The sequence below is a fragment of the Pseudomonas sp. NPDC087185 genome (genome assembly GCF_044744955.1).
Classification (GTDB): domain Bacteria; phylum Pseudomonadota; class Gammaproteobacteria; order Pseudomonadales; family Pseudomonadaceae; genus Aquipseudomonas.
Genome location: NZ_JBIUZK010000005.1, coordinates 419,614 through 444,461, shown reverse-complemented (window position 1 = coordinate 444,461; position 24,848 = coordinate 419,614). Strand labels below are relative to the sequence as shown.

The following is a 24,848-nucleotide window of genomic DNA, read 5'->3' as shown; positions in this document are numbered from 1 at the left end:
TCATCGACCGCGCAGGAATAGTTTGTCCAGGTCGTCCAGGCCCATCTGGGTCCAGGTCGGTCGGCCATGGTTGCACTGGCCGCTGCGCTCGGTGTTTTCCATGTCGCGCAGCAGGGCGTTCATCTCGGGGATGGCCAGCCGCCGGTTGGCGCGCACGGCCCCATGGCAAGCCATGGTACCGAGCAGTTCATTGAGGTGCGCCTGGATGCGATCGCTGGTGCCGTATTCCATCAGGTCGGCGAGCACATCCTGCACCAGGCGGTTGGCCTCAGCCTGCTTGAGCAGGGCCGGGATCTGCCGGATCGCCAGGGTCTCGGGGCCCAGGCGCTGCAACTCGAAGCCCAGGCGCTGGAACCATTGAGCATGCTCTTCGGCGCAATCGGCTTCACGCTGGCTCAGCGCCAGCGACTCGGGCACCAGCAGCGGCTGACCGCTCAGCCCCTCACTGGCCATCGCCACCTTGAGCCGCTCGTACATGATGCGCTCGTGAGCGGCGTGCATGTCTACCAGCACTAGGCCGACGGCGTTCTCGGCAAGAATGTAGATGCCTTTGAGCTGGGCCAGGGCGTAGCCCAGTGGAGGAACATCACCCTGGCTTTGCGGCAGTGACGCGGGTACCACGGCGCCCTCGCTCAGCGGCTTGTAGAACTCGCGATAGACGGCCTGCGATTCGGCCGCCGGCAGCGGCTGAGACGGGCGCGGGGTGTACTGGTACTGGTAACCCGCGCCGCTGCCGCCGTTGGAAATCGAATGCTGGGGCGCCTGCGGCTGCTCGAGCACGGGCGAGGCCAGGCGCATTTCGCCTTGCGGGCCGAACTCACCGACCTGCTGCCCGGTCGGGCGGACGATCTCGCTTGCTGCGGCAGGCGCAGCAAGCTGGTCTTCCGGGCGCACGTCGGCCAGGGCACGGTGCAGGGTGCCGTAGAGGAAATCGTGAACCGAACGCCCCTCGCGGAAGCGCACTTCGTGCTTGGTCGGGTGCACGTTGACGTCGACGCCGTTGGGCTCGAGTTCAAGGAACAGCACAAAGGTCGGGTGCCGGCCATTGAACAGTACATCGCGGTAGGCCTGGCGCACCGCGTGGGCAACCAGCTTGTCGCGCACGGCACGGCCGTTGACGAAGAAATACTGCAGGTCCGCCTGGCTACGCGAGAAGGTCGGCAGGCCGACCCAGCCCCACAGCCGCAGGCCGTTGCGCTCGACATCGATCGGCAGCGCCTGCTCCATGAAGCCTGCGCCACAGATGGCGCCGACCCGCCTGGCACGGGCAGTTTCGTCGTGCGCTTCGTGCAGGCTGAGGATGCTCTTGCCGTTGTGCCGCAGGTGGAAGCCGACATCGAAGCGGGCCAGGGCCAGGCGACGGATGACTTCCTGCAGGTGATCGAATTCGGTTTTCTCGGCTTTGAGGAACTTGCGCCTTGCCGGGGTATTGAAGAACAGGTCACGTACTTCGACCGAGGTACCCACCGGATGCGCCGCAGGCTGCACCCGCGGGGTCATGTCGCGGCCTTCGGTTTCGACCTGCCAGGCTTCACCGGCACTGGCAGTACGCGAGGTCAAGGTCAGGCGCGCCACCGAGCTGATCGAGGCCAGCGCCTCCCCCCGGAAGCCCAGGCTCAGTACGCCTTCGAGGTCTTCTAGCTCGCGGATCTTGCTGGTGGCGTGACGGGCCAGGGCCAAGGGCAGGTCGTCGGCGGAAATGCCGCTGCCATCGTCACGCACCCGCAGCAGCTTCACGCCGCCCTGTTCAACTTCGACATCGATGCGCCGGGCACCGGAGTCGAGGCTGTTCTCCAGCAGTTCCTTGGCCACCGATGCAGGGCGCTCGACCACTTCACCGGCGGCAATCTGGTTGGCCAGCCGCGGGCTGAGCAGCTGGATGCGCGAACCACCACTCATTGCTGGGAGGCCAGGGTGGTGGCAGGGATATCGAGGTGCTGGCCGACCTTCAGCTCATCGGTCTTGAGGCTGTTGGTGCTGCGCAGGCTGGCCACGCTGACCTGGTAGCGCACCGCGAGCATCGCCAGGGTTTCGCCCGGGCGCACGGTGTGTTCACGCGGGCCCTGGGCGATCTTGCCACTGTCGCGCAGCCAGGCGATGTAGGTGCCAGGCGGCGGGTTTTGCTGGAAGTATTGGCGCACACCGGTATGGATCGAGCGAGCCAGGGCCTGCTGATGGCTGCTGGTGGCCAGTTTGGCGGCTTCATTGTTGTTGGAAATGAACCCGGTTTCAACGAGGATCGACGGGATGTCTGGCGACTTCAGCACCATGAAGCCCGCCTGCTCGACACGCTGCTTGTGCAGCGATGTGACCCGGCCCATGTTGCCCAGCACTTTTTGCCCGACGTTGAGGCTGGAACTGAGCGTTGCGGTCATCGACAGGTCCAGCAGCACGCCCGCGAGCATACGGTCCTTGTCGTCGAGGCTGACGTTGCCTGCCCCCCCGATCAGGTCGGAGCGGTTTTCCGTGTCGGCCAGCCAGCGCGCGGTCTCGGAAGTCGCACCACGGTCGGACAGGGCGAACACCGAGGCGCCAAACGCGGCGCGCGACGGTGCGGCATCGGCGTGGATCGAGATGAACAGGTCGGCGCCCTTCTTGCGGGCGATCTCGGTACGCTTGCGCAGCGGGATGAAGTAGTCACCCGTGCGCGTCAGCTCGGCGCGGTAGCCCTTCTCGCCATTGATCTGGCGCTGCAGCTCCTTGGCGATCTGCAGCACGATGTCTTTCTCGTGCTGGCCGCGCGAGCCGGAGGCACCAGGGTCCTCTCCGCCGTGGCCGGCGTCGATGGCAACCACGATATCGCGCTTGCCGCTGGGTACAGGTGGCAGCTTGATCGCGGGCTGGGCCGGGGACACCGGCACGGCGGGGGTTGTAACCGGGGCTTGCACCGGCGTTGGCGGTGCCACCGGTGCCGTGGCGGCGATGGCATCGGCTTCCTGGTCGTACAGGTCGACCACCAGGCGGTTGCCGTATTGGGCATTGGGCGCCAGGGTGAAGCTTTTCGGCGTGACCGACTTTTTCAGGTCGACCACCACGCGCAGGTCGGTCGGCGTGCGCTGGGCGGAGCGCACGCTGCTGATCGGCGTGTTCGAAGTAGAGACGCTCAGCGGCGCGGCCAGGGTCGCACCATTGATGTCGATGACCAGGCGATCCGGTGCGCTGAGGGTGAAGACGCTATGCTGCACGGGGCCAGACAGGTCGAAGACCAGCCGCGTGTTGTCCGGCGCACGCCACAGGCGCATGCTCTTGACTTGAGTGACGGCCAGAGCGTCAACAGTCACCGCTGTCAGCAGCAGACCAACGACAGCGACCAGTGCGCGTATGCGCATACCTACCCCACTTACTGTTTATAGTGTTTGGCCAGCGCAGTGCACCAGGCCTCGCCGCGAGCCCCCTGCGGCGAAAGGATCAGCGAGCGTCCGCCCGCTTGGGGGCTTATGGTAATGGTCAGGTCAGGCTTTGGCAAAACGCCCGCACCCTTTTCTGGCCACTCGAACAGGCACAGCGGGTCACCCTCGAAGTAGTCGCGAATGCCCATGAACTCCAGCTCCTCCGGATCGACCAGGCGATACAGGTCGAAATGGTAGGCGCGCACCTCACCGATCTCGTAGGGTTCGACCACCGTAAAGGTCGGACTTTTCACTGCCCCCGTGTGGCCAAGGCCACGGATCAGCCCTCGGGAAAGCGTAGTCTTGCCCGCGCCCAGGTCACCTTCGAGAAAGATCACGCCGCGACCGCCGGTCACGTCCGCCAGGGATGCACCGAATTTGACCGTGGCCTCTTCATCGGCCAGAAACAGGGTTATGCCAGACACGCAGAATGCTCCTCCAACAACTCACGAATGACCGGCGCCAGATCGCTGGCTGCCAGGCCTCTACCTTTAACGCCCAGCCGCTCACCGGCACAGGCGTGCAACCACACCCCAAGGCCAGCGGCCTGCCAGGCATCCAGCCCCTGGGCCAACAATGCGGCCAGCACGCCGGTCAGCACGTCACCGAAGCCGGCCCCGGCCATTGCCGGATGCCCCCGCTGGCACAGCGCCAACTGCCCGGCCGGGTCCGCGACCAGGGTACCGGCGCCCTTGAGCACACAGACGCTGGCATAGCGGCGCGCCAGCTTGCGCGCGGCGCCCGGGCGGTCGGCCTGCACCGCCTCGGTGGAAATGCCCAGCAGCCGCGCGGCCTCACCCGGGTGCGGGGTGAGGATGCTGCCACTGGGCAGAGCCAGCGGGGTGCGCGCCAGCAGGTTGAGTGCATCGGCATCCCACACCTGCGGCCGCTCGGCATTGGCGACTGCCGACAACACGCTGCGCCCCCAGGCCGCCTGGCCCAGGCCCGGGCCGACCACCAGCACCGATGCACGCTCCAGCGCCCCCATCAGCTGGTTGGCTGAATTCACCCCCAGGCACATGGTTTCGGGCATGCGGGCAAGGCTTGCGGCCACGTGCTCTGGGCGCGTCGCCAGGCTGACCAGCCCGGCGCCGCAACGCAACGCAGCCTCGGCGCTGAGCAATACTGCGCCGCCGGTGCCGAGGTCCCCCCCGACCACCAGCACGTGGCCGAAGTCACCTTTGTGGGCATGCGGCCGCCTGGCAGGCAGGCGCGCGACGGTCACACTGCTGAGCAGTTGCGGGCCATGGCTTGGGTGTTTGGTCTGTGGCATGGGGTCAAAGGCTCCAATGTCTGGCAGAATTATACGCACCTGAGCCCGTATTGCCTTACCCATCCATGTCCGCTTGCACACTTGACCTCGCCGCCCTGGCCCAATCGATCAAGATCTGGGGCCAAGAACTCGGTTTTGCCCACGTCGGCATTGCCGGGGTGGACCTTGGCGAGCACGAAAAACACTTGCAGCGCTGGCTGGACGCCGGCTATCAGGGCGAGATGGAATACCTGGCCGCCCACGATGGCAAACGTGCACACCCCGACCAGCTGATCCCCGGCACGGTGCGGGTGGTTTCGCTGCGCATGGACTACCTGCCGGGCGACACGCAGATGGCGCAGCGCCTGGCCCAGCCAGAAAAGGCCTACGTGTCGCGCTACGCCCTTGGCCGCGATTACCACAAACTGGTGCGCAAACGCGTGCAGCACCTGGCCGATCGCATCCAGGAAGACATCGGCCCGTTCGGCTACCGCGCCTTCGTCGACAGCGCGCCGGTGCTGGAAAAGGCCATTGCCGAACAGGCCGGGCTGGGCTGGATCGGCAAGAACACCCTGCTGCTCAATCGCAAGGCCGGGAGCTACTTCTTCCTCGCCGAACTGTTCGTCGACTTGCCGCTGCCAGTGGACGAGGCGCATACCAGCGAGCATTGCGGGCGCTGCGAGGCGTGCCTGGACATCTGCCCGACCAAGGCCTTCGTCGGGCCTTATGTGCTGGATGCCAGGCGCTGCATTTCGTACCTGACCATCGAGCTGAAGGGCGCGATCCCCGTCGAGTTGCGTTCGATGATGGGCAACCGGGTGTTCGGCTGCGATGACTGCCAGATCGTCTGCCCGTGGAACCGTTTCGCGAGGCCAACCCAGGAGAGCGATTTCCAACCGCGGCACGGGCTGGAGAATGCCGAGCTGGCGCAGATGTTCCTGTGGGATGAGAAGACCTTCCTGCGCAAGACCGAGGGCGGGCCATTGCGGCGGGCGGGGTATGAGCGCTGGCTGCGCAACCTGGCGGTGGGGCTGGGCAATGCGCCTTCGACGATTCCGGTACTGGAGGCATTGAAGGCCCGGCAGGACGACCCGTCGGAGCTGGTGCGCGAGCATGTGGCGTGGGCGCTGGCGCAGCACCAGGCGCGCCAGCAGGGGTGACCGTGGCGGCTTCTTCGCGGGCTTACTCGCGAAGAAGCCAGCGCCGTGTCACTGCTGGTCGTTGTAGTGAAACTTCGGCATTTCCCAATGGAACCGGATCGCCAGCAAGCGCACCAGGAACCCACCGAACAAGGTCAGCAGCATGGCCTGCTCCGCCGGCACTTTGAAGTACACGCACCCCAGATAGAACCAGGCTGCGGCGAACGACACGCTGGCATACAGTTCGCGACGGAACACCAACGGGATGTCGTTGCAGAAGATATCCCGCAGGATCCCGCCAAACACCCCGGTAATGACCCCGCTGATCGACGCGACCAGCATGCCCTGGCCCATCTCCAGCGCAGTCATGCAGCCAATCAGGGTAAAGGCCACCAGCCCCAGGGCATCCAGCACCAGGAACAGCGAGCGCAGGCGGCGCATCATCGGCGCGATGAAAATCGTCAGCAGCGCGGCAAAGCTGGTCAGCACCAGGTACTCCGGGTGCTTCACCCACGTCAGCGGGTAGTGCCCCAGCAGCACGTCGCGCACCGAGCCGCCCCCCAGGGCGGTAACGCAGGCGATCAGCACCACGCCAAACCAGTCCATGCCGCGACGGCCGGCAGACAAGGCGCCGGTCATGGCCTCGGCGGTGATGGCGACAAGATAGAGCATCAACAACATGGCGCGGGTCCGTGCGGGAAAGGCACGCAGTCTAACCAGTTGCCTTTGGCACCAAAAGAGGGCGCAAAGACAATATCTGCGCCCTTTCGGCTCACACCTTGATGAAGTGCTCGCGGTAGTGACGCAGCTCGGCGATCGACTCGCGGATGTCGTCCAGCGCCAGATGCGTGCTGCCTTTCTTGAAGCTGTCACGCACATCCGGCGCCCAGCGCGCAGCCAGTTCCTTGACGGTGGAGACGTCGAGGTTGCGGTAATGGAAGTAGTTTTCCAGGTTGCGCATATGGCGGTAGAGGAAGCGGCGGTCCTGGCAGATGCTGTTGCCACAGATCGGCGACTTGCCCTTGGGCACCCACTGTTCCAGGAAAGCGATGGTCTGGGCCTCGGCCTCAGCCATGCTGACCTTGCTCTCGCGCACGCGCTGGGTCAGCCCCGAGCCGCCGTGGGTGCGGGTGTTCCACTCGTCCATGCGCGCCAGCACCTCGTCACTGTGGTGAATGGCGATCACCGGCCCTTCGGCCAAGGTGTTCAGCTCGCTGTCGGTGACGATGGTGGCCATCTCGATGATGACGTCGTTGTCCGGATCCAGGCCGGTCATTTCCAGATCGATCCAGATCAGGTTCTGTGGGTTCTGCATGAAGGGGCTCCTCGTATAGGCCGTCATAGTAGCCTAGCGGCAGAGGCCCGCGCATTCCTGGCGCAAAGGTAACCGGAATGGTCCGCCGCCCGTCGTGCTAAACTGCCTGCCGATTTCAACCTGCCCCACCACGGAACCTCCATGGCCAAACGCCAGCTCAATCGCCGCCAGAACTGGCGGATCGAAAAGATCCAGAACGAACGCGCCGCTCGCGCCGCCAAACGCGAGCAGCATACGCTGCAGGAGCTGGAGGGCGGGGACCTGGGGCCGGAACAACTGGGCCTGGTGATCGCGCACTTCGGTGTGCAGGTCGAGGTCGAGGCCCAGGACGGCGACGTCGCAGGGCAGGTGTTCCGTTGCCACTTGCGCGCCAACCTGCCGGCACTGGTCACCGGCGACCGCGTGGTCTGGCGTGCCGGCAACCAGGGCATCGGCGTGATCGTCGCGCAGATGCCGCGCAGCACCGAGCTGTGCCGCCCGAACAACCACGGCCAGCTTAAGCCGGTGGCGGCCAACGTCGACCTGATCGTGATCGTCTTCGCCCCCGCGCCCGAACCGCACCCGAACCTGATCGACCGCTACCTGGTGGCGGCCGAGCATGCCGGCATCCGCCCGCTGCTGTTGCTGAACAAGGCCGACCTGATCAACGACGAGAACGGCCCGGCCTTGCATGCCTTGCTTGAGGTCTATCGCGACCTCGGCTACCCGTTGCTGGAGGTTTCTGCCCACCACGGTGACGGCATGCAACGCCTGCAACAGATGCTGGACGGCCACATCAGCGTGTTCGTCGGCCAGTCGGGTGTGGGCAAGTCGTCCCTGGTCAACAGCCTGCTGCCTGCCGCTGACACCCGCGTCGGCGACCTGTCTGAATGGTCTGGCCAAGGCACGCACACCACCACTACCGCGCGCCTGTACCACTTCCCAAACGGCGGTGACCTGATCGACTCGCCGGGCATCCGCGAATTCGGCCTCGGCCACGTCAGCCGTGACGACGTCGAAGACGGTTTCATCGAGTTCCGTGACCTGTTCGGCACTTGCCGCTTCCGCGATTGCAAGCATGACCGTGAACCCGGTTGCGCGCTGCTCAAGGCACTGGACGATGGCCGCATCAAGCAGCAGCGCATGAACAGCTACCGCTCGATCATCGCCAGCCTGCCAGAAGACAGCTATTAATCTGTAGGAAGTTTTACCCGGGCACGTAGGATCGCTCCGGTTTTGCCGTCATCTATTGCCCCGCCTACTGCTTTCCCTGATGGTCATGGCTTCTATCAGGGAGGGCAACCGCGATGCCGGTCTTCATCAGTTACCGCCACGAACAGCGGCTAGACGATATCAAAGGGCAGACCAGCGACGATCTCTACGGCAGCTTCTGCCAGCAAATGAGCGATGCAACCCACTGGATCGGCGTGCTGCCCGAGTGCGCCGCGGCAACTGCGCTGACCGGGACAATGCGGATTTCTTCCATGCCGACCTCAAGGCCAAGATCCGCCGGGGGTTTTGAATGCATCGGGGCCGCAAAGCGGCCCCGATCGGTTACTGGTCCTTGGCCTCGTCCATCTTCAAGGTGCCTTCCTCGAAGATGTTCAGCTTCTGCCGCAGCTCACGCGGCTGCATCGGCGCATCACCCGCCCCAGGTACCGCCGCAGCACCAGGTGCGGCACCGGCAGGCGGCGCAGGCTGGCCCGGCTGAGCAGCAGGTGGCGCCTCGGGCGTACCCTGCTCACCCTCGATGTTGCGCTGGGCCTTCTTGGTCAGGACGATGATATCGATGCGGCGGTTGACCGGGTTGAACGGGTTCTTGCGGTCGAACAGCGACGACGAGGCATACCCCACCACCCGCGCCACCTGATCATCCGGATACCCCCCGGCAACCAGTGCACGGCGCGCCGCGTTGGCGCGGTTGGCCGACAGTTCCCAGTTGCCGAACTCACCACTGCCCGAATAAGGCTTGGCATCGGTGTGGCCACTGATGCTGATCTTGTTCGGAACCGCCTTGATGGTGTCGGCCATCGCCAGCAGGATGTCCTCGAAATACGGCTGCAGGCGGGCGCTACCGATGTCGAACATCGGCCGGTTCTCGGCATCCATGATCTGGATGCGCAGGCCGTCCTGGGTGATCTCGAAGAGGATCTGGTCCTTGAACTTCTGAAGCTGCGGGTTCTCCTCGACCTTGTTCTGCAATTCCTGCAGCAACAACTCGAGGCGCTCGCGCTCGACCTGTTCGGCCATGGTCTCGACCTGGTCCTTGTCCAGCTGAATGCTGGTGTCAGGCGTCGGCTCGGACTTCTGCTCCGGGTTGATGGTCTTTTCCGGCGCCAGCTCCGGCGAGCCACCCAGGTCGATGACATAGGGCGTACCGCTTTCGGAGAAGCCGATCGGGTCTTTGAAGTAGCCGGCAATGGCGATCTTTTGCTCAGGCGTGGCGGTAGACATCAACCACAACACCAGGAAGAACGCCATCATCGCCGTGGCGAAGTCGGCAAAGGCGATTTTCCAGGCGCCGCCATGGTGCCCGCCACCGAAGCGCTTGACGCGCTTGATGATTATCGGCTGATTGTTTTCCATGGCTTAGCGACCGCGAACTGCTTGTTCCAGCTCGGCAAAGCTCGGGCGATGCTTCGGATACAGCACCTTGCGCCCGAATTCCACGGCCAGCGAAGGCGGCATGCCGGACGCCGAAGCAACCAGCGAGGCCTTGATCGACTCGTAGAGGTTGATCTCCTCCTTGGCATCGTGCTCCAGGCACTTGGCCAGCGGGCCGAAGAAGCCGTACGCCGCCAGAATACCGAAGAAGGTACCGACCAGGGCCGCCCCGACGTGCTTGCCGATGGCTGCCTGGTCACCCTCACCCAGCGACGCCATGGTCACGACGATACCCAGTACCGCAGCAACGATACCGAAACCGGGCATGCCGTCAGCGATACCGGTTACGGCGTGCGACGGGTGCTCGAGCTCTTCCTTCATGCTCAACAGCTCCATGTCGAACAGGCCTTCGAGCTCGTGGGGCGCCATGTTGCCGGTGGACATGATGCGCAGGTAGTCGCAGATGAACGCGGTCATGCGTTCATCACCCAGCACGGCGGGGTACTTGGCGAAGATCGGGCTGGCCGCAGCGTCTTCGATATCGCTCTCGATCGCCATCATGCCTTCGCGACGGCTCTTGTTGAGGATTTCATACACCAGGCCCAGCACTTCCAGGTAAAAGGTGTGGGTGAAGCGCGAGCCGAACATCTTCATCGACTTCTTGACCACATGCATGGTCATGTAGCCGGGGTTGGCCTGCATGAAGGCGCCAAAGGCTGCACCGCCGATGATCAGCACTTCGAACGGCTGGATCAGCGCCGCGATCTGGCCGTGGGAGAGTACATATCCGCCGAGCACGCTCGCGAATACGACGATGATGCCGATAATTTTAGCCATAGGTTCAAAGCACTTGCTGTCGTGGTCAGGGTGAGGGACGGGAGCTTTAAAACTCTTCTTCTACTTATCGGCAGAACTGCGCCAGACTATAGCCACTCAATGCGAAAAGCCAGTTCGGACTGATGTCAAAATGCCAATGGAATCCAAGGTGCCCACTCAGAATCCGCGTACGCTAGAGGCCTGGACAAAACTGCTCGACGGTATTCGCGTACCGGTGCCGAAGCAGAGTTACGACCGGGTCATGAGCGCCATCAATGATAGTCGACGCTCGCTGCGCGACATCGCCGAACTGATGCAGGACAGCCCGGCCCTGGTGCTGTCGGTGATGCGCGAGGCCAATCACCCGGCCAATGCCAGCCAGGCCGAACCCGCCGAAAGCCTGGAAATCGCCCTCAACCGCCTGGGCTTGACGCGCACCCGGGAACTGCTCATGCGCTTGCCTGCCCTGCCCGATGACGATATTCCACCGGTGCTGCGCCAGTTCCTCATGATCAGCCAGCATGCCTCGCAACAGGCCAGCGGCCTGTTTGCCAGCCGCCTGGCGCGGCTGTGGCAGGAAATTCACTGGGGCAGCCTGCTGTTCCTGTCGCCCTTGTGGCCGATGGCCCTGGCCTATCCGAAACTGCTCGATGCCTGGGAACTGCGGGTTATCCACAAGGGCGAAGAGGCTGAAGAGGTCGAGCTCGAGCTGTTTGGCGTGCGCATCATCGCCCTGTGCCAAGCCGTGGCCGAACACTGGCGCCTGTCGCAGTGGGTCACCCAGGGCTACCGCATGCTACTGGAAGAGCGTGAACAGCTGGGGCAGATCCTGAGCATCGCCCGCGACGAAGACCTGCTCAGCCAGCAACACCGCCTGGACGAAGCGCCCGCCCTCGGCCGTTGGTTCAACCAACCGGCCAATACCGTGCTGCTGGCCAACAACCTGGCCCTGGCGGCCCAGGTGGGCTGGGACAACCCGCACCTGCTGCGCTGGCAATTGCTGACCGCGCTGTATCTGCAGACCTCGCTGGAAGACGTACAACAACAGGTACACCAGCAAGCTGCCGCCAGTGCCCGCCGCCACGCCAGGCATGCGCTGTTCCACCCGGCCGAAGCGTTGATCTGGCCGTGGCACCAGCGCCGCCCGCACCCCGACATGCTGACCCCGCCACCGCCCTCCAGCGAGGCGCTCGGCCACTGGCGCAAGCTGTGCCAGGAGCTGCTGGTCCAGCCCAGCCCGTTCACCAACGCCGTGCACCTGGCCACCCAGGCGCGCGAGGCCCTGCTGGCCTGCGGCATGCAGCGCATCATGCTGCTGACCCTGGACCGGGCCAGCGACTACCTGCGCGTGCAGCAGACCGCCGGCCTGCCCAAGGAAGCCACGGCCATGGCCTTGCCCGTGCCGCAGAGCAAACTGCTGCAGAAGCTGGTGGGCAAGGCCGCGCAGCTGCGCCTGACACCCGAGAACCACGCCCAGTTCTCGGCCCTGCTGCCGGCCCCGCTGCGTGCGTTCTTCCGCAGCGAGCACCTGCTGCTGCGCTCGCTGGCAGTGAATGACCAGGTATTGATGCTGGCGGTGGCCGACCAGGGCGGCAAGCCGCTGGCCGATGTCAGCGTGCAGGCGTTTGGCAAAACCGCGCAATGTATCGAACGCGCCCTGGCGGTGTTTGCCAACCGCAATACCTGACCCTTGCGCTACAATCGCCCCTCTTTCCACACTGGAGACCGTGGATGACTGATTTTGCCGGACTGCCGCTGGTGATCGAACCCGCGGACCTGCTGCCGCGCCTGGATTCGCCCCAGCTGATCCTGGTCGACCTGAGCAGCGCCAACCGCTATGTCAGCGGGCACATCCCCGGGGCACGCTTCGTCGAAGGCAAGCGCACCCAGCTGGGCCTGCCGCCGGCGCCCGGCCTGCTGCCAGCACTGGCCGACCTGGAAAAACTGTTCAGCGAGCTCGGTCACCGCGACGACGCCGTCTACGTGGTGTACGACGATGAGGGCGGCGGCTGGGCCGGGCGTTTCATCTGGATGCTCGATGTCATCGGTCACCCGCACTACCACTACCTCAATGGCGGTATCCAGGCCTGGCCGGCAGACAAGCTGGTGACCGAAGTACCCGCGCCGGCCAATACGCCTGTGCGTTTGCACCTGCACGGTGAACCGACCGCCACCCGCGAATACCTGCAAAGCCGCCTGGGCGCCGACGACCTGGTGATCTGGGATGCCCGTGGCCCCCAGGAATTCAACGGCGAGAAAGTCCTGGCCGCCAAAGGCGGGCACATTCCCGGCGCGATCAACTTCGAGTGGACTGCCGGCATGGACCTCAACGATCACCTGCGCATTCGCCAGGACATCGCCACAGTCCTTCAGCAATTGGGCATCACCCCCGACAAGGAAGTGATCACCCACTGCCAGTCACACCGCCGCTCCGGTTTCACTTATCTGGTGGCAAAGGCCCTCGGCTACCCACGCGTCAAGGCTTACGCCGGCTCGTGGAGCGAATGGGGCAACCACCCGGACACGCCTGTAGAAGTCTAAGGAACCTGCATGAAATCCCGTTTGTTCATCATCAGCCAGTACCTGCTGCCGCACCACCTGCTGTCGCGCCTGGCCGGCTGCGTCGCCGAGTGCCGCGCGCGCTGGTTCAAGAATGCCTTCACCGCCTGGTTCGCCAAGCGCTACCAGGTGAACATGAGCGAGGCACTGGTCGAAGACCTGACTGCCTACGAGCACTTCAACGCCTTCTTCACCCGTGCCCTCAAGCCGGGCGCACGCCCGCTGGACGAAACCCCAGGCGCGATCCTCTGCCCGGCCGACGGCGCCGTGAGCCAGCTGGGCCCGATCGAACACGGCCGCATCTTCCAGGCCAAGGGCCACAGCTTCAGCGCGCAGGAGCTGCTTGGCGGCGATCCGGGCCTGGCGGCGCCGTTCATGGGCGGTGAGTTCGCCACCATCTACCTGTCGCCGAAAGACTACCACCGCGTGCACATGCCGCTGGCCGGCACCCTGCGCGAGATGGTCTATGTGCCGGGCCGCCTGTTCTCGGTCAACCAGACCACGGCGGAGAACGTTCCCGAGCTGTTTGCCCGCAACGAGCGCGTGGTGTGCCTGTTCGACACCGAGCGTGGGCCGATGGCCGTTGTACTGGTCGGTGCGATGATCGTAGCCTCGATCGAAACGGTGTGGGCTGGCCTGGTCACCCCGCCGAAGCGTGAACTGAAGACCTTCCGCTATGACGAAGGCAGCCGTGCACCGATCCACCTGGAAAAGGGTGCGGAACTGGGCCGCTTCAAGTTGGGTTCCACCGCCATCGTGCTATTCGGGCCGGAGCAGGTGAAGTGGGCTGAAAACCTGGGGGCCGGTTCGGCCACCCGGATGGGTGAATTGCTGGCGCAGCCGCTGCAGGGCTGACCGCTTAAACACCCCCCGGTTCTTGACCGGGGGGCGTCTACCCGGTGAGGGCATCAGCCGAGCAGGCTGCGGAAGCCGATCGGGCCCTCGTTGATGTAGGTATTGGTCCCATTGAGAGTAAGGCCACCGTCATCGGACTTGACGCTCAACGCCACGACACTCTGGTCATCGCGCCCGCCGATCACCCACTCCCCGCCCGGATGCCAAGGGGCACTGTCCCCTCCCCACTGGTTCTGCACCTGGTAACGGTTATGCGCGACGCGCTTGCCCTGGAAGCCGATCGGTCCTTCGCCGGCATAGGTCATGACGCCTTGCAGTGTCTGACCACCATCGGTCGACTTGACCTCGACAGACACCACGTTCTGATTGTCCCGGCCACCGATAACCCAGATTCCGCCCGGGTGCCAAGGTGCCGAGTTACCGCCCCACTGATTCTGCGCTGCATATCTGGACATGAACTTCTTCTCCTTGAAGTTGACGGCCACGAGGACTCCCCTCGGGCCCGTACGGTCGATGGGTGAGACCGTACGGATCCAAGCGTAGATGGGCGCAACACGGGAACTTAGAACAGTTTGCAATCAGCCTAGTAGCGGAGTTTCCGGGGGGCCGCTGTACGGCCCCCAACCGGCGCGATCAGCTGCGGGCGTCGCGGTCGCGCAAGCCCAGCAGATACAGCACGCCATCCAGGCCCAGGGTCGAAATCGCCTGCTTGGCCGACTGGCGCACCAATGGCTTGGCACGGAACGCCACACCCAGCCCGGCGAGCGACAGCATCGGCAGGTCGTTGGCACCGTCACCCACCGCAATGGTCTGTTCCAGCTGCAAGCCCTCTTCGTTCGCCAACTGCTGCAACAGCTCGGCCTTGCGCTGGGCGTCGACGATCGGCTCGACGGCGACACCGGTAACCTTGCCGTCCACCACTTCCAGCTCGTTGGCAAATACATAGTCGATGCCCAGACGCGCCTGCACCTGCTTGGCAAAGTAGGTGAAGCCACCGGAGAGAATGGCCGTCTTGTAGCCCATGCGCTTGAGCTCGGCGAACAGGTTCTCGGCGCCTTCGGTCAGGCGCAGGGAAGCACCAATCTGGTCAAGCACGCCAACATCCAGCCCCTTGAGCAGCGCCATGCGCTCCTTGAAGCTGGCCCGGAAGTCGAGCTCACCGCGCATCGCCCGCTCGGTGATGGCCGCCACCTGCTCGCCGACACCGGCCGCCTTGGCCAGTTCGTCGATGACTTCGGCCTCGATCAGCGTCGAGTCCATGTCGAACACCGCCAGGCGGCGGTTGCGACGGAACAGGTCGTCCTTCTGGAAAGCGATGTCGATGTCGAGTTCTTCCGACACCGCAAAAAAATCTGCACGCAGCGCCTGGGCATCGCTTGGTACACCGCGCACAGAAATTTCCAGCGCGGCCTTGCCTTGCTGGTTTTGCGCATTCAGTGCTACCCGGGCCGACAAACGTTCGATGCGCTCGATGGTCAGGTCGTACTTGCTGATGATGGCGCTGACGCGCTGCAGCTGTTCGGGGGTGATCTTGCGGCTGAGCAGGGTAACGATGTGCCGCGCTTCGCCCTGGCCATCGGCCCAGTGCTGGTAATCCGCCTCGGAAATCGGCGTGTAGCGCGCCTGCAGGTTCAGCTCATGGGCCTTGGACTGCACGCTTTGCAGCAGGCTGGTGGCCACTTCGTTGTCCGGGATATCGACCAGAATGCCGAACGACAGGGTGCCGTGCATGACCGCCAGGCCGATGTCGAGGATGTTCACTTTGCCCTGGAGCAGGACGCCGGTGATGGCGGCAGTGAGACCGGGGCGGTCCTCACCGGTGATGTTGATCAGGACGATTTCGCGCACAACCTGGCTCCGACTTCGATGAAAAATGCGCATTCTACCGATTTTCCATGACCATCGGGCGCCAACGATACTTTGCCGACAAAACTCTGCTCGCTATACTGCGCAGCACTTTCATGCCATTAAGAGCCGCGCTCTGTGAACCGGCCCACGCCCGTCAAACCAGACAACTTCTTCCTCATGATCTTCCGTGCCCTTCGCCAACGTCGCGTTCCACTGGCACTGCGCATCGCCTGCACCAATATATTCCTGGTGGCGCTGGCGCTGGTGATCTATGCCTGCGTGATGGGCCTGCAGTTCAAGCAGGCCATGCACGAGCAGGCGGACGCCCTTGGCCAGAGCCTGACCACCCAGACCGCCACCTCGGCGACCGAGCTGCTGGTGTCCAACGACATCCTCAGCCTCAACGTGCTGCTGGGCAACCTGGTGAAGAACCCGCTGGTGGCCCATGCGGCTATCTACAGCGTGGACAACCGTATCCTCGCCGAGGCGGGGCAGCGCCCGCGCAACAGCCTGCTTGGCGAGGCAGAAGGCCTGTACCAGACCAAGATCACCTTCCAGGACGTGACCGCCGGGCAGCTGCGCATCAGCCTGGACATGAGCCAGTTCCAGCAGCCGATGCTGATCAGCCTGCAGAGCATGGGCATCCTTGCCGCGATCCTGCTTGCCCTGGCGTTGAGCCTGAGCCTGCGCCAAGGCCGCCACATCACCCTGCCGCTGCTCCAACTGCGGGTATGGCTGCGTGACCCGCACCCGTACACCCCGGCGACCGACCGCCAGGACGAGATCGGCGACATCGCCCGCCAGCTGCACGCGCGCCTGGCCCCGCCGCCGCCTCCGGAGCCTGAACCGGAGGAGGAGGAGGAGGACGAGCAGGACTTCGACGACCTGCACGAGGTTGCGGCGCCTGTCAAAGCCGCGCCACGCGCCAAGGTTGCCGCCCTGGCCGACGACGAAGACGACGATGCGGCCTTTGCCGGCCTGCTGGACAACGAAGAGCCCGCGCCGAAAGCCACCGTGGTCGAGTCCGACGAGCCGCAAAACACCGCCGTGCTGGCCGTGCAGCTGGGCTCGCAGGAACAGCTGCGCCGCCTGCCACGCACCCGCCTGACCGAGCTGCTGGAGCGTTACCGCGACTGCCTGGAACAGGCCGCATCGCTGTACGAGGGCGAAACCCACACGCTCAACGACGGCAGCACCCTGGTGCTGTTCCATAGCCGTGACTGCGGCGAGGACTACCTGACCAACGCCATCTGCTGCGGTGAGCTGCTGCGTGCCCTGGGCCACGCTCTGCAAATCGAGGTGGCCGACAGCGGCATCACCCTGCAGCTGCAGCTGGGCCTGGCCCTGGGCGACGATCTGCAGGGGCTGGAGCAGGTCGACCTGCTAATGGCCGAGAAGGCCCAGGACGCCCTTGCGCTGTCGCAACACAGCCGCAACCTGCTGCTGGTGGAGCGGCAGATCAGCGATGACGCACTGATTCGTCAGCGTGCCCGCATTCGCCCGATTGCCAGCCCTGAGGGGGCTTGCTGTGTCGAGCGCTTGATGGAACCTTACCCGTCGATGCTGGAGCGCCAGTTGGCACGCATGCACGAGCGCAGGGCCTGATATCAAGTCGGCCCCTTCGCGGCTAAAGCCGCCCCCCGCAGGGCCAGCGCAAATCCTAGGACAGCGCAAACCCTGTGGAGGCGCCTTCACCCGCGAAGAGGCCGACACAGACCCGCAAAAAAGCCCGCACATGTGCGGGCTTTTTTGTAACCGGCGGAACCATCAGAACCGATAGACTTCCATATCGGTACGAATGGGCGAAGCCATTGGGATCTTCGACTTCTCTGGCGCCTTCTTGACCTGAACGGGTGCCACAGGCTTTTTCGGTGCCTCTTCGGCAATCGCAGGCTGGTTGGCCAGCGGCTTGACCGCAGTGCTCAGCTGTTCTGCCAGCTTCTGCAGCAGTTGGCCCTGGGCCTGAACCTGCGACGACTCACTGCCTTCGTGCGGCTGCTCGAGGTGCACGATACGGTTGTCACGCACATTGCCGCGGCGGTCGAGCAGGCGCCATTGGGCGTCGAGGATGGCCGGCTGGTTCTTGCCCGAGTCCAGGCGAGTGATCGACAGCAACACCTGCACGTCCGGCGAGAAACCGGTGCTGGCCGGGGCCAGGACCACGCGCTGGCTATCAAGACGCCAGGCCAGCTGACGCACCAGCAATTGGTCGATGTCTGCCGACAAGCTGCCGGCCCAACGACCGTCCGTCGCAGAACTCAGACTGCCATCAGCTTGACGCTGCAAAAAGGTCTCGCGCTGCAGGTAATCGGCAACCGACACTGGGCCGAGCACCACGGCCATGCCCGCACTCTGTGAAGGCTGGCCAGGATCACCGCTGTCGAGCTGATACAGGGCAACCGGCTGATGCATACTGCATCCGCTCAGCCCCAGCAAGCCCGTCATCAACAGCGCAAATGGAAGGCGCAGAAATTTCATTCATCCCATCCAGGCGGTCGCCACAAAGCTGACCGCAGTGATACTGATATAGATTCAATCGGGCACACGGCCACGCCGGCACCACAGGGGCACTATCATCCGCGAAATATCGGCCCGACTCCAGCATTTCTGCCTGGAACGGCGCTGAAATTGCCGTTCCAGACATTTCACCGGGTTACGTCGGACTTTCCACCTGCAACCCGTCGACGCGCTGGAACCCGCGTGGCAGCTTGCTGCCACGCCGGCCACGCTCGCCCTTGTAATGCTCAAGGTCGTCTGGCTTCAGAGACAGGGTACGCTTGCCAGCCTGCAATACAAGCGTCGCCCCCTCGGGGATCACCGCCAGATCTGTAACATATTCTTCACGGCTGGCGACCCGATCACCGGGCACGCCGATGATCTTGTTGCCCTTGCCTTTGCCCAGCTGCGGCAGGTCGGCGACCTTGAACACCAGCAAGCGCCCTTCGGTGGTCACTGCCGCCAGCCAGTCCTGCTCACGGTCGGCCACCGGGCGTGGGCTGATCACCTTGGCGCCGTTGGGCAGGCTGAGCAGGCCCTTGCCGGCCTTGTTCTTGGCCTGCAGGTCTTCACCCTTGACCACGAAGCCATAGCCGGCATCCGAGGCAATCACGTACAACGCGTCATCTTCCGGCAGCAGCACGCACTCGAAGGTAGCCCCCGGCGGCGGTGTCAGGCGCCCGGTCAATGGCTCGCCCTGGCCACGTGCAGATGGCAGCGTGTGCGCGGCCACCGAATAGCTGCGGCCGGTGGAGTCGATCAAAACGGCAAACTGGTTGGAGCGCCCCGCCGCCGCGGCTTTGAAGCCATCCCCCGCCTTGTAGGAAAGACCGGTGGCATCGATGTCGTGGCCTTTGGCACAACGTACCCAGCCCTTTTCCGACAGCACCACGGTAACCGGCTCGGTCGGCATCAGCTCGTTTTCCGACAGCGCCTTGGCTTCGGCACGCTCGACGATCGGCGAACGGCGGTCGTCGCCGTAAGTCTCGGCATCCTTGATCAGCTCGCTGCGGACCAGCTTGCGCAGCTTGGCATCGCTGCCCAGCAGGGCCAGCAACTTGGCCTGTTCCTTGAGCAGTTCGTCCTGTTCGCCACGGATTTTCATTTCTTCCAGGCGTGCCAGCTGGCGCAGGCGCGTCTCGAGGATATAGTCGGCCTGGATTTCGGTCAGCTCGAAACGGGCGATCAGGGCCTGCTTGGGATGCTCCTCGGTGCGGATGATGTGGATCACTTCATCGAGGTTGAGGAATGCGGTGAGCAAGCCTTCCAACAGGTGCAGGCGCTTTTCCACCTTCTCCAGACGGTACTGCAGGCGGCGGCGCACGGTACCAATCCGGTACTGCAGCCACTCCAGCAGCAAGGCGCGCAGGTTTTTCAGCTGCGGCCGGCCATCCAGGCCGATGATATTGACATTGACCCGGTAGCTGCTTTCCAGCTCGGTGGTGGCGAACAGGTGCTGCATCAGCTCGTCGGCATCCACGCGATTGGAGCGCGGGATGATGACGATACGGCAAGGGTTCTCGTGGTCGGACTCGTCACGCAGGTCGGCGACCATCGGCAGCTTCTTGGCCTGCATCTGTGCGGCGATCTGCTCCAGCACCTTGGCCCCTGAGACCTGGTGCGGCAGCGCGGTGACGACGATGTCGCCATCCTCGACCCGGTACACGGCACGCATGCGGATCGAGCCGCGGCCGCTTTCGTAGATCTTGAGGATCTCGGCACGCGGCGTGATGATCTCGGCTTCGGTCGGGTAGTCCGGGCCCTGGATGTGCTCGCACAGTTGTTCGAGGGTGGCCTTGGGCTCATCGAGCAGGCGCACGCAGGCGCTGGCCACTTCACGCAGGTTATGCGGCGGTACGTCGGTGGCCATGCCCACGGCGATACCCGTGGTGCCGTTGAGCAGGATGTTCGGCAGGCGCGCGGGCAGGACCGCCGGCTCCTGCAAGGTGCCGTCGAAGTTCGGCACCCAGTCCACGGTGCCCTGGCCCACTTCGCCGAGCAACACTTCCGAGTAGCGCGACAGGCGCGCTTCGGTGTATCGCATGGCGGCGAACGACTTGGGATCGTCCGGCGCACCCCAGTTGCCCTGGCCATCGACCAAGGTGTAGCGATAGCTGAATGGCTGCGCCATCAGCACCATGGCTTCGTAGCAAGCCGAGTCGCCGTGGGGGTGGAACTTGCCGAGTACGTCACCGACAGTACGCGCCGACTTCTTGTGCTTGGCATCGGCGTCGAGCCCCAACTCGCTCATGGCATAGACGATGCGTCGCTGCACAGGCTTCAGGCCATCGCCGATGTGCGGCAAGGCCCGGTCCATGATCACGTACATGGAGTAGTTGAGGTAGGCCTGTTCGGTGAAGTCAGCCAGCGAGCGGCGTTCGACGCCGTCGAGGCTGAGTTCCAGTGGGTCGCTCATGCGGGCCTCGTCATTTCAGGTTCTGGCGCAACAGCATGGTGCCGCCGCGCTGGGTAAATTCAAGTTGTTTCAGGGCGCTCATGCCAAGCAGCACCGTTTGCCCATCCAGCCCCGGCACCACCAGCGCGCGCACGCCCTGCAGGCGGATGTCGCCCAGTTGCAGATTGTCCAGGCGGGTGCGGTAGCCTTCGGTACGGCCATTGGCGGTGCTGAGGACCACCGGGCTGCCACGCTGCAGGGCCAGGTCACTGGCAAGCGCCTCGGGGATCGCCACATCGGTGGCGCCCGTGTCGAGCATGAAGTGCACAGCCTTGCCGTTGATCAGGCCGTCCACCACGAAGTGGCCCTGGCCATTGCCGAGCAGCCGCACCTCGATAAAGCCTTCGCCGTGCTCGGACTGCACCTGTGTGTTGGGGTTGCGCTCGCGCGCCTCCCATTCGCCGAAAAAGCGTGTGGCGAGAAACAGCGCCGCCGCCCAGGCCAGGATCATCAGCACCCTGCCCGCGCGCTTGCCCGGCGGCTGGCTCATGGCTTGGCACTCCAGCCACCTTGCGGTGCGGCGAAACGCCAGACGATTGGCCGGCTTTCGCTGTCGGCACGGTCACCGTTGTTGTTGTCCAGGCCGATCCAGGCACCCTTGGCATCGATCACCAGCGCCTCGGCCAGGCCGAACGGCTGATCGTAGCGGCGCTCGGGCACCAGGGCATCGGCCGCGAACGACCAGCAGTGTTCGACCTTACCGCTCTCGGCATCACGCCGGCAGATGCGGTAGGCGTTGCGTTCGAGGGTGAACAGCTTGCCTTCGAACCAGGCCAGGTCGGCAAAGTCCCGCGAAAGCGCGCGGGCATGGGGCATCTGCGCGGGTTGCATTTCCACCCCGGCTTCACTCAGCAGCACGCAACTGCGACCGCAGGTCCACACCGACTGCTGGCGCTCGATCTTCACCAGCCCGCGCCGTTCGCGCTCGGCCGCCAGCCACAGGCGGTCACCGTCAGGATTGATGGCCAAGCCCTCGAACAGGGCATTGAAGTGCAGCAGCATGCCGCTGGCACGTGCCTGACGAATCATCGCCGGGTCGATCTTCAGCCAGTTCGGCTCGCCTTCGACCGGCACTTGCAGTACCGCTGCATGGGCTTCGCTGACCAGGTAGATGTTGCCGGCCTGATCACAGGTGATGCCTTCGTAATCCAGCTCGCCGCCACGCACGTACGACACCGCCCAGTTGCGCGATTTCAGCCCCCAGGGCAAACCGCTGTCCGGCACCGGTGGCGGGGTGAAGGTCAGGGGCTGGGCGCGCCATACCCCACTCTGCTGGTCGAGGCGGTAGATACGGTCGTCATCACGGTCGGAAACGCCCCACAGGGCGCCGCGGCACAAGGCCAGGCCCGAGAGGTTGCCGCCGCGCATGCCGTCGATCGGATGCTCGGAGGTCAGCTTCAGCTCCGGCCAGTTGCCTGCCAGGCTAGGCAGCGCAACCAGCGCAAGGAAAACCGCGACAAGCTGACGAATCAAACCATGACCTCAGCCAGGTTGCCTTTGGTCTCCAGCCAGCTCTTGCGGTCGCTGGCGCGTTTTTTGGCCAGCAGCTTGTCCATCAGTTCGCAGGTGGCTTCGACGTCTTCCAGGGTCAGCTGGACCAGCCGACGGGTGTTCGGGTCCATGGTGGTTTCGCGCAGCTGTGGCGGGTTCATCTCGCCCAGGCCCTTGAATCGGGTGACCTGTGGCTTGCCGCGCTTCTTCTCCGCCACCAGGCGGTCGAGGATGCCGTCACGTTCGGGTTCGTCGAGGGCGTAGTAGATTTCCTTGCCCAGGTCGATGCGGTACAGCGGCGGCATGGCAACGTAGACGTGGCCGGCCTCGACCAGCGGACGGAAGTGCTGGACGAACAGCGCGCACAGCAAGGTAGCGATGTGCAGGCCGTCGGAGTCGGCATCGGCGAGGATGCAGATTTTGCCGTAGCGCAGCTGCGACAGGTCGACAGCACCCGGGTCGACCCCGATGGCCACGGCGATGTTGTGCACTTCCTGGCTGGCCAGGACTTCGCCACCGTCCACTTCCCAGGTATTGAGGATTTTCCCGCGCAGCGGCAGGATCGCCTGGAATTCCTTGTCCCGCGCCTGCTTGGCCGAACCGCCGGCGGAGTCACCTTCGACCAGGAACAGCTCGGCGCGCATCGGATCCTGCCCAGCGCAGTCGGCCAGCTTGCCGGGCAACGCCGGGCCCTGGGTTACGCGCTTGCGCTCGACCTTCTTGCTGGCCTTGAGGCGACGGCCGGCGTTGCTGATGGCCAGTTCCGCCAGCTGCATGCCCAGCTCGGGGTGGGCATTGAGCCACAGGCTGAAGGCATCCTTGACCACACCGGAAACGAACGCAGCAGCCTCGCGGGACGACAGGCGCTCTTTGGTCTGGCCGGAGAACTGTGGCTCCTGCATCTTCATCGAGAGGACGAAGGTGATGCGTTCCCACACGTCTTCCGGTGCCAGCTTGACCCCGCGCGGCAACAGGTTGCGGAACTCGCAGAACTCGCGCATGGCGTCGAGCAAGCCCTGGCGCAGGCCGTTGACGTGGGTACCGCCCTGGGCTGTGGGGATGAGGTTGACGTAGCTTTCCTGAACGCTGTCACCGCCCTCCGGCAGCCACAGCAAGGCCCAGTCGACGGCTTCCTTGTTGCCAGCCAGGCTGCCGCAGAACGGCTCGTCCGGCAGGCGCAGGTAGTCACTGACGGAGTCGACCAGGTAGGAACGCAGGCCGTCCTCGTAGTGCCACTCGACCTTCTCGCCGCTGGCCTTGTCCTCGAAGCTGACCAGCAGGCCCGGGCACAGTACGGCCTTGGCCTTGAGCACGTGCTTGAGGCGGCTGACTGAAAACTTCGGCGAATCGAAATACTTGGGGTCGGGGCTGAAGTACACGCTGGTGCCGGTGTTGCGCTTGCCGACCGTGCCCACCACTTCCAGCTCGCTGGCCTTGAAGCCATCGGCAAAGGTCATCTGGTACTCGTTGCCGTCGCGTTTGACGCGCACTCGCACCTGGGTCGACAGGGCGTTCACCACCGAAATGCCGACGCCGTGCAGGCCGCCCGAGAATTGGTAGTTCTTGTTGGAGAACTTGCCGCCGGCGTGCAGCTTGGTGAGGATCAGCTCGACCCCCGACACGCCCTCTTCGGGGTGGATATCCACCGGCATGCCACGGCCATCGTCGCTGACTTCCAGCGAGTGGTCGGCGTGGAGGATGACCTGCACGGAACGCGCGTGGCCCGCCAGGGCTTCGTCGACGCTGTTGTCGATGACTTCCTGGGCCAGGTGGTTCGGCCGGCTGGTATCGGTATACATGCCCGGCCGTTTACGGACCGGGTCAAGGCCCGAGAGGACTTCGATGGCGTCTGCGTTATAGGCGCTAGCGCTGGGATTGGCCATGGGTTCTCGTCGTCAGTCTGGTGAATGCAAAAAAATCAAAGTACAGAAAAATCGAACGCCGCGTACTGCCCTCGGGCAACGCCTGCGAAGGCCAGCAGGGCCGGGATCTGCCCGGCAAAACCCTGGTAGCTGTGGTCGCCACCGGCCTGGATACGCAGGGCGCAGGCTCGGTAATAGCGCTCGGCATGGCGATAGTCCAGGGTTTCATCGGCAGTCTGCAACCACACTTGATAGCGGCCCGCATCCGTGGGGGCGGGTACTTCCAGTTCGGCCAGGGCCTGTACGTGGTCGTGGGTGAGCTCCCAGGTTTCGTCGGTGTAGTGGTTGCGCTGGGCGCCCAGGTAGCCGTCGAACAGCTTGTGCGGGGTGACCGCGGGGTTGATCAGCAGCGCCTTGAGGCCATGGCGCTCGGCCAGATGGGTGGCATAGTAGCCGCCGAGCGAACTGCCGACCAGCAGGGGTGCACCCAGTTCGGCGATGGCGGCTTCGAGCTGTGCGATGGCCTGGCGCGGGTGATGGTGCAAGGCGGGGACGCGAAACTGGCCCGCAAGCCCCAGCTGCTGCATCACAGCGTCGAGCTGGCGCGCCTTGGTGGAGCGCGGCGAGCTGTTCAAGCCATGGATATAGAGGATGGAACCCGACATGCTGCCCCCGGAATCATTGGCTTCGCGCCCAGGGTACGGGCGCAGGGATGCGCAGTGTAGCGTGTTCGCCGTGTTTTGGCGCCGGATGGCCAATTTCGCAACAATTTCTTCAAAGATCCTACA

The 24,848-nt window shown here is 64.4% G+C and carries 22 protein-coding genes; 6 read left to right on the top strand and 16 right to left on the bottom strand.

Annotated elements, in window-relative coordinates; all coding sequences use genetic code 11:
* The 4 genes from mutL to ACIPIJ_RS19585 are packed head-to-tail and all read right to left on the bottom strand — an operon-like array spanning window position 1 to window position 4,662.
* Window positions 1-1,899, bottom strand: coding sequence for a DNA mismatch repair endonuclease MutL (mutL, locus tag ACIPIJ_RS19600; protein ID WP_401079658.1), 1,899 nt, complete (start codon window positions 1,897-1,899; stop codon window positions 1-3).
* Window positions 1,896-3,329, bottom strand: a complete 1,434-nt coding sequence (locus ACIPIJ_RS19595; protein WP_401079656.1) for an N-acetylmuramoyl-L-alanine amidase — start codon at window positions 3,327-3,329, stop codon at window positions 1,896-1,898. Before ACIPIJ_RS19595 ends, mutL begins: the two co-directional genes overlap by 4 nt.
* Before the next feature lie 11 nt (window positions 3,330-3,340).
* Entirely contained in the window at window positions 3,341-3,805 is a 465-nt protein-coding gene (gene tsaE / locus ACIPIJ_RS19590; protein ID WP_401079863.1) for a tRNA (adenosine(37)-N6)-threonylcarbamoyltransferase complex ATPase subunit type 1 TsaE, read from the bottom strand.
* On the bottom strand, window positions 3,802-4,662 hold the full coding sequence (locus ACIPIJ_RS19585) for an NAD(P)H-hydrate dehydratase (RefSeq protein WP_401079654.1): 861 nt from the start codon (window positions 4,660-4,662) through the stop codon (window positions 3,802-3,804). The genes tsaE and ACIPIJ_RS19585 overlap by 4 nt, the downstream gene beginning before the upstream one ends.
* Before the next feature lie 65 nt (window positions 4,663-4,727).
* Here ACIPIJ_RS19585 and queG point away from each other — a divergent pair, with 65 nt between their 5' ends.
* Window positions 4,728-5,801: a tRNA epoxyqueuosine(34) reductase QueG gene (queG, locus tag ACIPIJ_RS19580; RefSeq protein WP_401079652.1), complete on the top strand. Its 1,074-nt coding sequence runs from the start codon at window positions 4,728-4,730 to the stop codon at window positions 5,799-5,801.
* 48 nt (window positions 5,802-5,849) lie between these two features.
* Here queG and ACIPIJ_RS19575 read toward each other — a convergent pair whose 3' ends face one another.
* The gene (locus tag ACIPIJ_RS19575; protein ID WP_054900237.1) at window positions 5,850-6,461 is read right to left on the bottom strand and encodes a trimeric intracellular cation channel family protein; all 612 of its coding nucleotides are present in this window, start codon (window positions 6,459-6,461) and stop codon (window positions 5,850-5,852) included.
* Between the two features lie 91 nt (window positions 6,462-6,552).
* A complete protein-coding gene (orn, locus tag ACIPIJ_RS19570; RefSeq protein WP_401079650.1) occupies window positions 6,553-7,095 on the bottom strand; it encodes an oligoribonuclease in 543 nt (180 codons plus the stop codon).
* Between the two features lie 141 nt (window positions 7,096-7,236).
* Here orn and rsgA point away from each other — a divergent pair, with 141 nt between their 5' ends.
* Complete coding sequence (gene rsgA / locus ACIPIJ_RS19565) at window positions 7,237-8,268, top strand: small ribosomal subunit biogenesis GTPase RsgA (RefSeq protein WP_401079648.1); 1,032 nt, start codon at window positions 7,237-7,239, stop codon at window positions 8,266-8,268.
* A 360-nt stretch (window positions 8,269-8,628) separates the two neighbouring features.
* Here the strand turns inward: rsgA and motB are convergent, their stop codons facing one another.
* On the bottom strand, window positions 8,629-9,660 hold the full coding sequence (gene motB / locus ACIPIJ_RS19560; protein WP_401079646.1) for a flagellar motor protein MotB: 1,032 nt from the start codon (window positions 9,658-9,660) through the stop codon (window positions 8,629-8,631).
* 3 nt (window positions 9,661-9,663) lie between these two features.
* Window positions 9,664-10,515 carry a flagellar motor stator protein MotA gene (motA, locus tag ACIPIJ_RS19555; protein ID WP_401079644.1) on the bottom strand — a complete coding sequence of 284 codons (852 nt, stop codon included), beginning with the start codon at window positions 10,513-10,515 and terminating at the stop codon, window positions 9,664-9,666.
* A gap of 130 nt (window positions 10,516-10,645) precedes the next feature.
* Here motA and ACIPIJ_RS19550 point away from each other — a divergent pair, with 130 nt between their 5' ends.
* The 3 genes from ACIPIJ_RS19550 to asd are packed head-to-tail and all read left to right on the top strand — an operon-like array spanning window position 10,646 to window position 13,908.
* Window positions 10,646-12,181 carry an HDOD domain-containing protein gene (locus ACIPIJ_RS19550; RefSeq protein ID WP_401079642.1) on the top strand — a complete coding sequence of 512 codons (1,536 nt, stop codon included), beginning with the start codon at window positions 10,646-10,648 and terminating at the stop codon, window positions 12,179-12,181.
* Between the two features lie 44 nt (window positions 12,182-12,225).
* Window positions 12,226-13,035 carry a rhodanese-like domain-containing protein gene (locus ACIPIJ_RS19545; RefSeq protein ID WP_401079640.1) on the top strand — a complete coding sequence of 270 codons (810 nt, stop codon included), beginning with the start codon at window positions 12,226-12,228 and terminating at the stop codon, window positions 13,033-13,035.
* Between the two features lie 9 nt (window positions 13,036-13,044).
* Window positions 13,045-13,908 carry an archaetidylserine decarboxylase gene (asd, locus tag ACIPIJ_RS19540; RefSeq protein WP_401079638.1) on the top strand — a complete coding sequence of 288 codons (864 nt, stop codon included), beginning with the start codon at window positions 13,045-13,047 and terminating at the stop codon, window positions 13,906-13,908.
* A 53-nt stretch (window positions 13,909-13,961) separates the two neighbouring features.
* Here asd and ACIPIJ_RS19535 read toward each other — a convergent pair whose 3' ends face one another.
* Both ACIPIJ_RS19535 and serB read right to left on the bottom strand, forming a co-directional pair.
* Entirely contained in the window at window positions 13,962-14,363 is a 402-nt protein-coding gene (locus ACIPIJ_RS19535; protein WP_401079636.1) for a lectin OAA, read from the bottom strand.
* 178 nt (window positions 14,364-14,541) lie between these two features.
* Entirely contained in the window at window positions 14,542-15,756 is a 1,215-nt protein-coding gene (gene serB, locus ACIPIJ_RS19530; RefSeq protein WP_401079634.1) for a phosphoserine phosphatase SerB, read from the bottom strand.
* 135 nt (window positions 15,757-15,891) lie between these two features.
* Here serB and ACIPIJ_RS19525 point away from each other — a divergent pair, with 135 nt between their 5' ends.
* Window positions 15,892-17,361, top strand: coding sequence for a histidine kinase (locus ACIPIJ_RS19525; RefSeq protein WP_401079632.1), 1,470 nt, complete (start codon window positions 15,892-15,894; stop codon window positions 17,359-17,361).
* A 162-nt stretch (window positions 17,362-17,523) separates the two neighbouring features.
* Here the strand turns inward: ACIPIJ_RS19525 and ACIPIJ_RS19520 are convergent, their stop codons facing one another.
* The 6 genes from ACIPIJ_RS19520 to ACIPIJ_RS19495 form a co-directional block, all read right to left on the bottom strand.
* Window positions 17,524-18,234, bottom strand: coding sequence for a membrane integrity-associated transporter subunit PqiC (locus ACIPIJ_RS19520; RefSeq protein ID WP_401079630.1), 711 nt, complete (start codon window positions 18,232-18,234; stop codon window positions 17,524-17,526).
* Between the two features lie 175 nt (window positions 18,235-18,409).
* Window positions 18,410-20,668, bottom strand: a complete 2,259-nt coding sequence (gene parC / locus ACIPIJ_RS19515) for a DNA topoisomerase IV subunit A (RefSeq protein WP_401079628.1) — start codon at window positions 20,666-20,668, stop codon at window positions 18,410-18,412.
* Window positions 20,669-20,678: 10 nt separating this feature from the next.
* Entirely contained in the window at window positions 20,679-21,197 is a 519-nt protein-coding gene (locus tag ACIPIJ_RS19510; RefSeq protein WP_401079626.1) for a TIGR02281 family clan AA aspartic protease, read from the bottom strand.
* On the bottom strand, window positions 21,194-22,180 hold the full coding sequence (locus tag ACIPIJ_RS19505; protein WP_401079624.1) for an esterase-like activity of phytase family protein: 987 nt from the start codon (window positions 22,178-22,180) through the stop codon (window positions 21,194-21,196). The genes ACIPIJ_RS19510 and ACIPIJ_RS19505 overlap by 4 nt, the downstream gene beginning before the upstream one ends.
* A complete protein-coding gene (gene parE / locus ACIPIJ_RS19500; protein ID WP_401079622.1) occupies window positions 22,177-24,081 on the bottom strand; it encodes a DNA topoisomerase IV subunit B in 1,905 nt (634 codons plus the stop codon). Before parE ends, ACIPIJ_RS19505 begins: the two co-directional genes overlap by 4 nt.
* Before the next feature lie 35 nt (window positions 24,082-24,116).
* Window positions 24,117-24,725, bottom strand: coding sequence for a YqiA/YcfP family alpha/beta fold hydrolase (locus ACIPIJ_RS19495; RefSeq protein WP_401079621.1), 609 nt, complete (start codon window positions 24,723-24,725; stop codon window positions 24,117-24,119).
* Window positions 24,726-24,848: the final 123 nt, after the last annotated feature.

Coding starts and splice junctions, on each gene's coding strand:
- mutL (WP_401079658.1), bottom strand. CDS start 1,899: ATGAGTGGTGGTTCGCGCATCCAGCTGCTCAGCCCGCGGCTGGCCAAC.
- ACIPIJ_RS19595 (WP_401079656.1), bottom strand. CDS start 3,329: ATGCGCATACGCGCACTGGTCGCTGTCGTTGGTCTGCTGCTGACAGCG.
- ACIPIJ_RS19585 (WP_401079654.1), bottom strand. CDS start 4,662: ATGCCACAGACCAAACACCCAAGCCATGGCCCGCAACTGCTCAGCAGT.
- queG (WP_401079652.1), top strand. CDS start 4,728: ATGTCCGCTTGCACACTTGACCTCGCCGCCCTGGCCCAATCGATCAAG.
- ACIPIJ_RS19575 (WP_054900237.1), bottom strand. CDS start 6,461: ATGTTGTTGATGCTCTATCTTGTCGCCATCACCGCCGAGGCCATGACC.
- orn (WP_401079650.1), bottom strand. CDS start 7,095: ATGCAGAACCCACAGAACCTGATCTGGATCGATCTGGAAATGACCGGC.
- rsgA (WP_401079648.1), top strand. CDS start 7,237: ATGGCCAAACGCCAGCTCAATCGCCGCCAGAACTGGCGGATCGAAAAG.
- motB (WP_401079646.1), bottom strand. CDS start 9,660: ATGGAAAACAATCAGCCGATAATCATCAAGCGCGTCAAGCGCTTCGGT.
- motA (WP_401079644.1), bottom strand. CDS start 10,515: ATGGCTAAAATTATCGGCATCATCGTCGTATTCGCGAGCGTGCTCGGC.
- ACIPIJ_RS19550 (WP_401079642.1), top strand. CDS start 10,646: ATGCCAATGGAATCCAAGGTGCCCACTCAGAATCCGCGTACGCTAGAG.
- ACIPIJ_RS19545 (WP_401079640.1), top strand. CDS start 12,226: ATGACTGATTTTGCCGGACTGCCGCTGGTGATCGAACCCGCGGACCTG.
- asd (WP_401079638.1), top strand. CDS start 13,045: ATGAAATCCCGTTTGTTCATCATCAGCCAGTACCTGCTGCCGCACCAC.
- ACIPIJ_RS19535 (WP_401079636.1), bottom strand. CDS start 14,363: ATGTCCAGATATGCAGCGCAGAATCAGTGGGGCGGTAACTCGGCACCT.
- ACIPIJ_RS19520 (WP_401079630.1), bottom strand. CDS start 18,234: ATGAAATTTCTGCGCCTTCCATTTGCGCTGTTGATGACGGGCTTGCTG.
- parC (WP_401079628.1), bottom strand. CDS start 20,668: ATGAGCGACCCACTGGAACTCAGCCTCGACGGCGTCGAACGCCGCTCG.
- ACIPIJ_RS19510 (WP_401079626.1), bottom strand. CDS start 21,197: ATGAGCCAGCCGCCGGGCAAGCGCGCGGGCAGGGTGCTGATGATCCTG.
- parE (WP_401079622.1), bottom strand. CDS start 24,081: ATGGCCAATCCCAGCGCTAGCGCCTATAACGCAGACGCCATCGAAGTC.
- ACIPIJ_RS19495 (WP_401079621.1), bottom strand. CDS start 24,725: ATGTCGGGTTCCATCCTCTATATCCATGGCTTGAACAGCTCGCCGCGC.